We start from the raw sequence: 12,389 nt of genomic DNA on the forward strand, positions 1-12,389 counted from the left end.
TATTACTGGCCATTATTATTTTCCAGGATCCGACATTTTTAAGTTTAATGAACCTGAGTAATATTCTGACCCAATCCTCGGTGCGTATTATTATTGCCCTGGGTGTGGCAGGTTTGATCGTGACGCAGGGTACTGACCTGTCAGCCGGTCGCCAGGTCGGTTTAGCAGCGGTTGTGGCGGCAACGTTATTGCAGTCAATGGACAATGCCAATAAAGTCTTTCCACATATGGATGCCGTGCCTATTCCTTTGGTTATTTTAGTTGTCTGTGTTATCGGCGGTGTGGTGGGACTGGTAAATGGTGTGATTATCGCCTATCTCAAAGTGACGCCATTTATTACGACGCTGGGCACGATGATTATCGTTTACGGCATCAACTCGCTGTATTACGACTATGTGGGCGCGTCGCCTATTGCCGGTTTCGATGCAGGCTTCTCTAAATTTGCCCAGGGGTTCCTACGCTTTGGCGACTTTAAGCTGTCATTCATTACGTTTTACGCCATCATCGCCATTGTGTTTGTCTGGATAGTGTGGAATAAAACCCGCTTCGGCAAAAATATCTTTGCTATTGGCGGTAACCCGGAAGCAGCCAAAGTATCCGGCGTGAATGTTCCGTTGAACCTGATTATGATTTATGCACTGTCAGGCGTGTTTTATGCCTTCGGCGGCATGCTGGAAGCCGGTCGTATCGGTTCGGCGACCAACAACCTCGGCTTTATGTATGAGCTTGATGCTATCGCCGCCTGTGTGGTTGGCGGTGTTTCCTTCGCCGGTGGCGTGGGAACCGTGGCGGGCGTGGTTACCGGTGTACTGATCTTTACCGTTATTAACTACGGTTTGACTTATATCGGTGTGAATCCTTACTGGCAGTACATCATCAAGGGCGGCATCATCATCTTTGCCGTGGCGCTGGATTCGCTGAAATACTCACGTAAAAAATAATGTGTCAAAAACAAAAAGAGCGACTTTCGGGTCGCTCTTTTTATTTCCCTTGCTTCTGTTCTTGCTCCAGCAGCTGTTCGGGGGTCACCGCCGGATAGCTTTGTGCATCTTCGGGCACGTTATGCAAGGCCGGAATAGGGACCAGCGGGCCTAAAAAGCGAGGCTCACGCTTTAATAAAAACAGATCGCTCAATGCCCCCAGACGCGCTGCAACTTCACGCACGCGAACACTCAGCATATTTTTTGGCGACGGCACGGCATAACACTGCGCCTGAATACCTAAATGCAGCGCAATAAACAGCGCACGTTCACAGTGAAAGCGCTGCGTGATGATAATGAAATCATTGGTGTCGAATACTTTACGTGTCCGCACAATTGAATCCAGCGTGCGAAATCCGGCATAGTCCAGCACAATATCAGCGGGATCAACGCCAGCTTTGATCAAATCACGTCGCATCGTTCTCGGCTCGTTATAACTCTGCAACGCATTATCTCCGCTCAACAGCAGATAATTTACTTTGCCACTGTTGTAAGCGTTAAGCGCGCCTCGCATACGATAAAGGTAATACTGATTGAGGACACCGGTTCGGTAATATTTGGCCGTACCTAATACCACGCCAACCTGACGATGCGGTAACGATGAGACATTTTCATAAATATAGGGCGCGGTTTTCCAGCTGATCCAGCGATCAAGGCCGAGCGCCGTCGCCATCATCAATAAGATGATGAAAAGCAGACCAGTGAAAACGCGTTTCAACATGCGCTCAGGCACTCAACATCAGGAAAATTCAATGGGTCAAGGCTACTTGAGGTCGATTGGGGAAGCAAGTTTGAGCCGGTTGGCTGGCGTATTTTTGAGCGTTGCCGGGCCTGTTTTGGCCCGGCAGGCACCCATTAAATTGAGGTGCGACGATAATGACGATATTGCGGTAACCAGAAGTTGTTCGAAATGGCTAAAGAGAGCACATCTTCTGATGTTACCACCGCAACCCCCGCTAATTGCGCAGCCTTGCCCACTTCCATCGCAATGATTTTCGATACGCCCTGAATATCCTTGATCTCTGGCAGAACAGGGCCTTCACCGTCATTTACCAGTGGTGAACAATCAGCCAGCGCACGGCTGGCAGTCATTAACATGCTGTCAGTGACGCGGCTGGCACCCGCTGCAATGACGCCCAAACCGATGCCTGGAAAAATATAGGCGTTGTTACACTGGGCAATTGGATAGGTTTTTCCGTTCCAGCTCACAGGAGAGAAAGGGCTGCCTGTTGCCACAAGTGCGGCACCATCGGTCCAGGCAATGATGTCGGCAGGCGTGGCTTCGACGCGTGACGTCGGGTTAGACAGCGGCATTACGATAGGCCGTGCACAGTGCTTGTGCATCTCGCGGATAATCTCTTCGGTGAACAAACCGGGTTGACCCGATACGCCAATCAGAATATCAGGACGTGCATTGCGCACCACGTCCAGTAGCGAGATGGAGTCGCTGGTCACATCCCAGTTTTTTAATGCTTCACTCTTTTGCACCAGCTTGCTCTGGAAGTCGAGCAGGTTGGGCAGCTTATCGGTCAGCAAGCCAAAACGATCAACCATCATTACACGGCTGCGCGCTTCATCGTCGCTTAAACCTTCGGATTTCATCTGCGCGATGATTTGCTCAGCGATGCCGCAACCGGCTGAACCGGCACCGAGGAACACCACTTTTTGCTCACACAGGCGGCTACCCGCAGCGCGGCTGGCGGCGATTAAGGTGCCAACGGTAACGGCAGCCGTGCCTTGAATATCATCATTGAAGCAGCAGACTTCATCGCGATAACGCTCCAGCAATGGCATGGCATTTTTCTGCGCGAAGTCTTCAAATTGCAGCAGTACTTTTGGCCAGCGACGCTTAACAGCCTGAATAAACTCATTAACAAATGCTTCGTATTCTTCACCGGTAATGCGCGGATGACGCCAGCCCATATACAGCGGGTCGTTCAGCAGTTGCTGGTTGTTCGTACCAACATCAAGGACTACCGGCAAGGTGTAAGCCGGCGAAATGCCGCCACAAGCGGTATACAGCGACAATTTACCAATTGGAATACCCATGCCGCCAATGCCCTGATCGCCAAGGCCGAGAATACGCTCGCCGTCGGTTACCACAATCACCTTCACGTTCTGCTTGGTGGCATTTTGCAGCATATCTTCAATATGATCACGGTTCGGATAGGAGATGAAAACGCCGCGCGCACGGCGATAAATTTCCGAAAAATGCTCACACGCCGCGCCGACAGTAGGCGTGTAGATGATGGGCATCATCTCTTCCAGATGATTGTCCAGCAGTCGATAGAACAGGGTTTCGTTGGTGTCCTGGATGTTGCGCAGATAGACGTGCTTATCGTTATTGTTTTTGAAATCCTGGAACTGACGCCAGGCGCGCTGCGCTTGTTCTTCGATGCTTTCAACCGCTTCAGGCAGCAACCCATTGAGATTAAATTCATTACGTTCTTCAATGGAGAAGGCACTGCCTTTATTCAGGAGGGGAAATTCAAGTAGGATCGGGCCAGCGTAAGGGATATATAGCGGACGTTTACTTTCGTAGTCGAGTTCCATGCAATGATGCTCCGGTTGCAGTAGTGTCTGGCGTGACGCCGGAAAGGTAACGCCAGTTTTTGTCCCTGGAAGGGGAAATTATTATGAAGTTAATTCTGGCGCCAGATCCTATAAATTTTCCTACAGAAGTACAGCATTTGTTTATAAAAGGTGACAAAACTGCGGATTGTGTGACAGATGGTTATGCTTTAAGCAATTCAATCTGCAACAGCTCACGACAGCCAAGTGCCTGAAGTGTCGCCTGGGTGGCAGCAAATTGACTTAAAGTGGCATTTTTCTTTTCTGCCAGAACCGCACTTTTTATCTGATCGCACGCTTCCCCATGCATATTCAACAAAATTAACGCGCCTTGTAACGGTGGAAGGCTGGGGTTAAACGCTGCATTTTCAGCATACCGGCCTGCGAAAAGGGTGCCTGAAGTGGTTAGCAGTGCAACGCCGCTATGGGACTGGCTGTAAGGAGCATGGCTGCGATTCGCGGCGGCGACAGCGGCCTGAGTCAGTTCATCACCTTGGGCGCTGTAGCCGTGATCGACCTCATCCATTAAAAACGTGGTAATTTCCAGATCGCGCGGGCCAAAAGCATCCGGCAGATAATCCGCCAGCGTTCTCACGGCGCGTTGCGGCAGGCTGATACGTATAGCGGTACCGCTGTTCAATTCGTTCATGAACTGACGACAATGCCCGCACGGCGTGTAATTTACGGTGATGGTTTCCAGACGACGTTCACCGCGCAGCCAGGCGTGCGTAATGGCGCTCTGTTCAGCATGAACAGTTTGTTGCAGCGGCGTGTCAGCGAACTCCATATTGGCACCAAAATACCAGTTGCCACTGACGCCACGCGCAATGGCGCCAACGTTAAAATGGGAAACCGTAGCAACCGCACAGGCCGCCGCCAGTGGCAACAATGCGAGCGCCAGATTATCGGCATCCAGCTGCGTTTGCTGCTGTAAGCTGGCGACCTGATCGGCTGTCAGCACAGCATGAAAATCGGTGTCATCCAGAATGGGCTGAAGCGCGGTTTGCAATAAGGACGGTAATGCGTCAAAGGCAGGAAGGAAACGTGGATGCATAATAGCCTCTTAAAAATCAATCGGGCGAGATGCCGGATAACGTTTATATGTGATCGCCATCGCTATGACAATGCAACCTGTTTCGCTTGTTTCAACTTTGCGAGAGCTCTCGCAAAGTTTTAGCCCATCCAGCGTAGTAACAACGGAAAAATAAACGGCGCGAGCAAAGAAGTAATAATGCCGCAGATCACCAACGCCAGTGAACTGAACGCGCCTTCCTGAAAGTCAATCTCCGCGCTGCGTGCAGTGCCTAACGCATGTGAAGCATTGCCAATCGCTAATCCCCGTGCCGCTTTGGTTTTAACGCCAAGCAAATTGAGCAGCATATGCCCGAAAACGGCCCCCAGCACGCCAGCTATCAGCACGCAAATCGCGCTAATGGCAGGGATACCGTGTAACGAGCCGGATACCGCCATCGCTATCGGCGTGGTAACCGATTTTGGCATGATAGTGGCGGCAATTTCCGGTGTTGCTCCCATCCATAAAGCAATGGCGGTGCCGGATACCATGGCCGTCAGGCTGCCAATAAAGCAAACGCTAATAATCGATTTCCAGCGTGCGCGAATCTGATGCATCTGCTCATACAGAGGCAGCGCTAAAGCTACAACCGCAGGCTGCAATAGCTGATTCAGTAATTGACTGCCGGCAAAGTAGCGGGCGTAGGGCAAATGTAACAACAGCAGAATGGGAATAATGATCGCCATCGCCACTAACAACGGATTGATTAATGAAATTTTTAGCCGGGCGGCTAAGCGACGCGCAATTAAAAACGCCACTACGGTTAAGGGGAGCGACCACCACATCTCATTCATCGCGTGGTTCCTTCACAGAGCGGGTATGCAGTTTGTGCGCGCTTAAGCCCACCACCGTTAATACCAGAAACGTACTGATAACGCAGGAGATGACAATTGGGCCGAATTGCGCGGTCAGAATATCGGTATAACTCATCACGCCAACGCTAATCGGTACAAACAGCAGCGCCATATAACGAATGATGAGATGACAACCGGGTTTTACCCAGGCCACGGGTAAAATTTGTAAAGCCAGCAAGCTGAATAACACCAGCATGCCGATGATGCTGCCGGGAAGCGTAACAGGCAGTAACAGCGCAATGCCATTTCCGGCATATAAACAGAGATAAATGATGATAAAGGCGCGAAGGTAGCGCCAGCAGACAGATAGCACGGTGGGCATGACAGGCTCCTGTTTTCACTGCGCTTCATCATACGCATTAATGGCTTAGCGTGCTAGCGATCACATTTACGGGAAGGGGGGGGCGGTTATTGCGCAGGGGAGAGCCGCAGGATTATGCAGAAAAAGAACTCTCTCCCAGGGGGAGAGAGTTAACAAACTTACTTAACGGGCATCCCCGGTACAGCGCCGCTATCAACGGACAGGACAAACAGATCTTTTCCGCCAGGACCCGCTGAAAGCACCATGCCTTCCGAAACACCAAAGCGCATCTTACGCGGCGCCAGGTTGGCAACAATAATGGTCATCTTGCCCACCAGTACGGAAGGATCGGGGTAAGCTGCCCGGATACCTGAAAAAATCTGACGCTTCTCACCGCCCACATCCAGTTCCAGACGCAGCAACTTGTCAGAACCTTCGACCAGTTCAGCTTTTTCGATTAGCGCGACGCGCATATCGACTTTAGCGAAGCCATCAATGGTAATTGTCTCGCCAATTGGCGCATCTGCCAGCGGACCCGTCACCGCAGGCTTATTCGCTGCGGCGGCATCCTCTTTAGAGGCTTCAATCAAGCCGTTTACCTTGCTCATCTCAATGCGGCTGTACAGCGCTTTAAACGGAGCCACCTGGTGATCCAACAGAGGCTGCTGAATCGCTTCCCAGCGTAATTCACTGTTAAGAAACGCTTCAGCACGCTCACTCAACGAAGGCAGTACGGGCTTCAGCCAGGTCATCAATACGCGGAACATATTGATACCCATCGTGCAGATAGCTTGCAGATCTGCATCACGGCCTTCCTGCTTCGCCACGACCCAGGGCGCCTGCTCATCAATATAGCGGTTTGCCAGATCGGCCAGCGCCATAATTTCACGAATCGCACGGCTGAATTCGCGGCTTGCCCAGGCCTCGCCAATCTTTTCGGAAGCGTCCAGGAAGGTCTGATACAGCGCCGGATCGGCCAGTTCGCTGGCCAGTTTGCCGTCAAAGCGTTTGGTGATAAAGCCTGCGTTACGCGATGCCAGATTCACCACTTTATTGACGATGTCCGCATTTACGCGTTGCACAAAATCTTCAAGGTTCAGGTCAATATCATCGATGCGTGAAGAGAGCTTAGCTGCGTAGTAATAGCGCAGGCTGTCAGCATCCAGGTGCTGTAACCAGGTACTGGCTTTAATGAAGGTGCCGCGTGATTTGGACATCTTCGCGCCATTGACCGTTACATAGCCATGGACAAACAGATTGTTTGGTTTGCGGAAGTGGCTGCCTTCCAGCATGGCTGGCCAGAACAGGCTATGGAAGTAAACGATGTCTTTACCGATGAAGTGATATAGCTCGGTTGTGGAATCTTTATTCCAGAACTCATCGAAATCGATGTCGCCTCGCTTGTCGCACAAGTTTTTGAACGAGCCCATGTAACCGATAGGCGCATCCAGCCAGACATAGAAATATTTGCCTGGTGCGCCAGGAATTTCAAAGCCGAAATAGGGCGCATCGCGGGAAATATCCCATTGCTGCAGGCCCGACTCAAACCACTCCTGCATTTTGTTCGCGACCTGCTCTTGCAACGCACCCGAGCGCGTCCAGGCGCGCAGCATTTCGCTGAATGAGGGCAGATCAAAGAAGAAGTGCTCGGAGTCACGCATTTCTGGTGTGGCACCCGAAACCACTGATTTTGGCTCAATCAGTTCGGTTGGGCTGTATGTCGCACCGCACACTTCGCAGTTATCACCATACTGATCCGGCGATTTACATTTCGGGCAGGTGCCTTTAACAAAACGATCCGGTAAGAACATGCCTTTTTCTGGATCGTAGAGCTGAGAAATAGTGCGGTTTTTAATAAAACCGTTCTCTTTCAGGCGACCGTAAATCAGTTCAGACAACAGGCGGTTTTCATCGCCATGCGTCGAGTGATAGTTGTCATAGCTGATGTTGAAACCGGCAAAATCTGTTTCGTGTTCCTGTTTCATTTCAGCAATCATCTGCTCCGGCTTGAGGCCAAGCTGTTGCGCTTTCAGCATAATCGGCGTGCCATGTGCATCATCGGCGCAGATAAAATAAACCTGATTGCCACGCATTCGTTGGTAACGCACCCAAATGTCTGCCTGGATATGCTCGAGCATGTGGCCGAGATGGATTGAACCGTTCGCGTAAGGCAGTGCGCACGTTACCAGAATTTTTTTAGCGACTTGAGTCATAGTTTGCGTAGCTTACTGTTGATTGAAAAAACGGGCTTAGATGGTAACCGAAGGCTTCTCTGGCGTAAACATAAGGGATTACGCCTGCGGCACGCGCCGCATAATGGCGGGCTTCTGATATTATTGACACTACACCGCTGAAACACAGCGTTAGAAAAATGAAAAGGAGTAGGGATGACCCCACAATCCCCGGAACCACATTCACCTGAAGCCTTGCGTGCCGTTGTTGTTGGCGTGTTGAATAGCTTCGAACATCCCACCCTTGAGCGTAACCTTACAGCGCTTAAGGCGCTGCATCACGTGGCGCAGCTGGATGGCAAATTGCATATCGAATTAATCATGCCGTTTGCCTGGGCCAGCGGCTTTGAGGCGTTAAAAGCGCAAACCAGTTCAGAATTGCTGCGACTGATCGGCACGCGCGCTATCGACTGGCGGCTTAGCCATGATATTGCCACTCTGAAGCGGGTGAAAAATCAGCCAGGCGTGAAGGGGGTGAAAAACATTATCGCCGTCAGTTCGGGTAAAGGTGGTGTTGGCAAGTCCAGTACGGCGGTGAATATGGCGCTGGCGCTGGCGGCTGAAGGGGCTCGCGTAGGTATACTTGACGCGGACATTTATGGTCCTTCCGTCCCGAATATGCTCGGCACCGACAATGAAAGGCCGACTTCGCCCGACGGAACACATATGGCGCCGATTATAGCGCACGGTCTGGCAACAAATTCTATCGGTTATCTGGTCACGGATGATAATGCGATGGTGTGGCGCGGTCCGATGGCCAGCAAGGCCCTGATGCAGCTACTCAATGAAACGATGTGGCCTGAGCTGGATTATCTGGTGCTGGATATGCCGCCCGGTACGGGTGATATTCAGCTGACCCTGGCGCAAAACGTGCCGGTTACCGGTGCGCTGGTGGTTACCACGCCGCAGGACATTGCACTAATTGATGCACGTAAGGGGCTGGTGATGTTTGAGAAAGTCAGCGTGCCGGTGCTGGGTATTGTGGAAAACATGAGCATTCACGTTTGCAGTCACTGTGGTTTCCATGAACCGATTTTCGGTACAGGCGGCGCGCAAAGGCTGGTGGAAGATTACGGCACGCGCTTGCTGGCGCAACTGCCGTTGCATATCAGTCTGCGTGAAGATCTGGACGATGGCGAACCTACGGTCATTCGTCGCCCGGACAGTGAATTTACCGCACTGTATCGTCAACTGGCCGGTCGCGTTGCCGCGCAGCTTTACTGGCAAGGCAGCGTCATTCCTGACGATATTGCCTTCCGCGCGATTTAAGCGGTTTCCGATCCGCTGGCAGGCGCGGGTGCCAGCGGATAATGCATCAAGACATATTTTCCCTGTTCGCCATCACCTTGCGCAATCATTTGCCAGCCATGCTGTAAGTAAAACCCCTGGGCGGCTTGATTCATTTGCAGGCATTTTAGTGCCCCGGTAGACGTAAAGCGTGCCTGCACCGCCTCCAGCAATGCACTCCCGACGCCGCGTCCTTGATAAGCAGGATCGACATACAGGCTGTGCAGAAAATTGTCATTTTCGAGCAACCCGGCAAAACCTACCCGGTGCCCGTCCAGCTCGGCGACCAGCACCGTTTCGCCGAGGATCACCGCATCAAAATCCTCCAGCTTCCAGTGATCCCCATCCAGCCAGCGCCAGTTATGGCGGCGTGTGGTTAAAAACAGCGTGCGCAGAAAAGGACGGTCAGCTTCGGTAAAAGGACGGATATGCACAAGCAGGCTCCTGAAAACGTCTTTTCTACAAAGCTAGCAGTTAAGTTGAAAAAAGATAAACCGCAATAAAGTGAGGCGTTTCAGTGTAAACTGCGCGCCGGAGCCTGTCAGATCGGTACGATCGGCATTTGATAGCTTTCGTTTATTTGATTGATAACGACTGCATATTAGATGTTGGCTCAAAAATTCTGTAACGTGCATCACATCTTTTAACGGAGGCCATCAGATGTCTATTATCAATACCAAAATTAAGCCGTTCAAAAACGCTGCATTCAAAAACGGCGAGTTCATCGACGTAACCGAGAAAGACGTTGAAGGTAAATGGAGTGTTTTCTTCTTCTACCCGGCTGACTTCACCTTCGTTTGTCCAACTGAACTGGGTGATGTTGCTGATCACTATGAAGAGTTCCAGAAACTGGGCGTAGATATTTACTCTGTTTCTACCGATACCCACTTTACCCACAAAGCCTGGCACGGTTCTTCTGACACCATCGCAAAAATTCAGTATGCGATGATCGGTGACCCAACTGGCGCGCTGACCCGTAACTTTGAAATCATGCGCGAAGCTGAAGGCCTGGCTGAGCGCGGTACGTTCATCGTTGACCCGGAAGGCGTTATCCAGGCAATCGAAATCACTGCTGAAGGCATTGGTCGTGACGCTTCTGATCTGCTGCGCAAAGTAAAAGCAGCACAATACGTGGCGACTCACCCAGGCGAAGTTTGCCCGGCTAAATGGAAAGAAGGTGAAGCTACTCTGGCTCCGTCACTGGATCTGGTTGGTAAAATCTAAGCCTGCTTCAGCCCTTCGATCTTTCTCTCCATCGGGTGCTACGGCGCCCGATTCTTTGACCAGGAACTCACTATGCTCGACACAAATTTAAAAACCCAGCTCAAGGCTTATCTTGAGAAACTAACTAAGCCTGTTGAGTTGATTGCCACACTGGATGATGGCGCGAAATCAGCAGAGATTCGTGATCTGTTGGTTGGTATTGCGGAGCTTTCTGACAAAGTCAGCTTCCGTGAAGAGAACGATCGTCAGGCACGTAAGCCCTCATTTTTGATTACTAATCCAGGCGCTAATAACGGCCCGCGCTTTGCCGGTTCGCCGTTAGGCCACGAATTTACTTCACTGGTACTGGCGCTGTTGCAGACCGGTGGTCATCCATCCAAAGAAGCGCAAAGCCTGCTGGAGCAAGTTGCGGCGCTGGATGGCGATTTCCATTTTGAAACCTATTATTCGCTGTCATGCCATAACTGCCCTGACGTGGTGCAGGCGCTAAACCTGATGGCTATTCTGAATCCCCGCATTAGCCACACGGCGATCGACGGTGGCGTGTTCCAGAACGAAATCCAGGAACGCAATGTGATGGGCGTGCCTGCTGTTTACCTGAACGGTAAAGAGTTTGGTCAGGGCCGTATGAGCCTGGCAGAAATTGTCAGCAAAGTGGATACCAATGCCGATAAACGTGCAGCAGACGAGCTGAACAAACGCGAAGCCTATGACGTGTTGATCGTTGGCAGCGGCCCGGCGGGGGCTGCGGCAGCGATTTATTCTGCGCGTAAAGGGATCCGTACCGGTTTGATGGGCGAGCGTTTTGGCGGTCAGGTGCTCGACACCGTTGACATCGAAAACTACATCTCCGTACCGAAAACCGAAGGGGCCAAACTGGCCGGTTCACTGCGTGCCCACGTTGACGATTACAACGTTGATGTTATTGAAAGCCAGAGCGCTATCAAACTGATCCCGGCTGCGGTTGAAGGAGGCTTGCATGCAATTGAAACGGCCTCCGGCGCGGTACTAAAATCTCGCAGCATCATCCTGGCGACCGGTGCACGCTGGCGCAACATGGGTGTGCCAGGCGAAGAAGAATACCGCACCAAAGGGGTGACTTACTGCCCACACTGCGATGGCCCTCTGTTTAAAGGCAAACGCACCGCAGTTATCGGTGGCGGTAACTCGGGTGTTGAAGCCGCAATCGATCTGGCGGGTATCGTCGATCACGTTACGCTGCTAGAGTTTGCCGGGGAAATGCGTGCCGATCAGGTGTTGCAGGAAAAATTGCGCAGCCTGAAAAATGTAGACGTAATTTTGAATGCGCAGACGACCGAAGTAAAAGGTGATGGCAATAAAGTGACCGGTTTGCAGTACCTTGATCGTGCTAACCAGACCACGCACGAGCTGGCTCTGTCCGGCATCTTCGTTCAGATTGGCCTGCTGCCAAATACGCCCTGGCTGGAAGGGGCAGTTGAGCGTAACCGGATGGGCGAGATCATTATCGACGCGAAGTGTGAAACCAGCCTGAAAGGCGTATTCGCGGCCGGTGACTGTACTACCGTACCGTACAAGCAAATCATCATTGCCAGCGGTGAAGGCGCGAAAGCCTCCCTCAGCGCGTTTGATTATTTGATCCGGACTAAATCTGCGGGGTAAGGTTTGCACCTTACTTTTGCAAATAAGTTTTAAAAATAGTTTTTGCACATAAGTTTTGCAAAAAAGTTTTGAATAGCCACGCAAAAACCCCGGAACCCAGGTGCCGGCTGAGGGATCCCCACTAATCGCAGCTCAGTAAATCATGACCATATTCCGGTATGAACGGGCAAGATGATTGAGGACCTCATCCGGCAACAGCTGCCTTAAGACCAGCGAAGAATGTCTGAG

Annotated in this window: 11 protein-coding genes; 4 read left to right on the forward strand and 7 right to left on the reverse strand. The window is 51.5% G+C overall.

The annotated features are described in order from the left end of the window. A partial coding sequence (gene mglC, locus QRY16_RS20530; RefSeq protein WP_289777877.1) for a galactose/methyl galactoside ABC transporter permease MglC occupies positions 1 to 941 on the forward strand: 941 nt, incomplete at its 5' end. 40 nt (positions 942 to 981) lie between these two features. On the opposite strand, the gene sanA is transcribed toward mglC, so the two are convergent. From sanA to metG, 6 genes are all read right to left on the reverse strand, one after another. Next, the gene (gene sanA / locus QRY16_RS20535; protein WP_289777878.1) at positions 982 to 1,701 is read right to left on the reverse strand and encodes an outer membrane permeability protein SanA; all 720 of its coding nucleotides are present in this window, start codon (positions 1,699 to 1,701) and stop codon (positions 982 to 984) included. 134 nt (positions 1,702 to 1,835) lie between these two features. Further along, positions 1,836 to 3,533 (reverse strand): NAD-dependent malic enzyme, encoded by a 1,698-nt coding sequence (locus QRY16_RS20540; protein ID WP_289777879.1) that lies wholly within the window; start codon positions 3,531 to 3,533, stop codon positions 1,836 to 1,838. A 181-nt stretch (positions 3,534 to 3,714) separates the two neighbouring features. Beyond that, a complete protein-coding gene (gene cdd / locus QRY16_RS20545; RefSeq protein ID WP_193404863.1) occupies positions 3,715 to 4,605 on the reverse strand; it encodes a cytidine deaminase in 891 nt (296 codons plus the stop codon). A gap of 119 nt (positions 4,606 to 4,724) precedes the next feature. Continuing rightward, the gene (locus QRY16_RS20550) at positions 4,725 to 5,417 is read right to left on the reverse strand and encodes a CidB/LrgB family autolysis modulator (RefSeq protein WP_289777880.1); all 693 of its coding nucleotides are present in this window, start codon (positions 5,415 to 5,417) and stop codon (positions 4,725 to 4,727) included. Then, positions 5,410 to 5,799 (reverse strand): CidA/LrgA family protein, encoded by a 390-nt coding sequence (locus tag QRY16_RS20555; RefSeq protein WP_193404865.1) that lies wholly within the window; start codon positions 5,797 to 5,799, stop codon positions 5,410 to 5,412. The genes QRY16_RS20550 and QRY16_RS20555 overlap by 8 nt, the downstream gene beginning before the upstream one ends. Before the next feature lie 158 nt (positions 5,800 to 5,957). Further along, on the reverse strand, positions 5,958 to 7,991 hold the full coding sequence (metG, locus tag QRY16_RS20560; RefSeq protein WP_289777881.1) for a methionine--tRNA ligase: 2,034 nt from the start codon (positions 7,989 to 7,991) through the stop codon (positions 5,958 to 5,960). A 174-nt stretch (positions 7,992 to 8,165) separates the two neighbouring features. Between metG and apbC the strand changes: the two genes are divergently transcribed. Next, positions 8,166 to 9,278 carry an iron-sulfur cluster carrier protein ApbC gene (gene apbC, locus QRY16_RS20565; RefSeq protein WP_289777882.1) on the forward strand — a complete coding sequence of 371 codons (1,113 nt, stop codon included), beginning with the start codon at positions 8,166 to 8,168 and terminating at the stop codon, positions 9,276 to 9,278. Here the strand turns inward: apbC and QRY16_RS20570 are convergent. Then, on the reverse strand, positions 9,275 to 9,730 hold the full coding sequence (locus tag QRY16_RS20570) for a GNAT family N-acetyltransferase (protein WP_289777883.1): 456 nt from the start codon (positions 9,728 to 9,730) through the stop codon (positions 9,275 to 9,277). The genes apbC and QRY16_RS20570 overlap by 4 nt on opposite strands. Positions 9,731 to 9,956: 226 nt before the next feature. On the opposite strand from QRY16_RS20570, the gene ahpC reads away from it, so the two are divergent. Both ahpC and ahpF read left to right on the forward strand, forming a co-directional pair. Continuing rightward, entirely contained in the window at positions 9,957 to 10,520 is a 564-nt protein-coding gene (gene ahpC, locus QRY16_RS20575; protein ID WP_289777884.1) for an alkyl hydroperoxide reductase subunit C, read from the forward strand. A gap of 72 nt (positions 10,521 to 10,592) precedes the next feature. Continuing rightward, on the forward strand, positions 10,593 to 12,161 hold the full coding sequence (gene ahpF, locus QRY16_RS20580) for an alkyl hydroperoxide reductase subunit F (protein WP_289777885.1): 1,569 nt from the start codon (positions 10,593 to 10,595) through the stop codon (positions 12,159 to 12,161). The last annotated feature ends 228 nt before the right edge of the window (positions 12,162 to 12,389 follow it).

This window comes from Mixta mediterraneensis (genome assembly GCF_030283135.1).
In the GTDB taxonomy this organism is placed as follows: domain Bacteria; phylum Pseudomonadota; class Gammaproteobacteria; order Enterobacterales; family Enterobacteriaceae; genus Pantoea; species Pantoea mediterraneensis.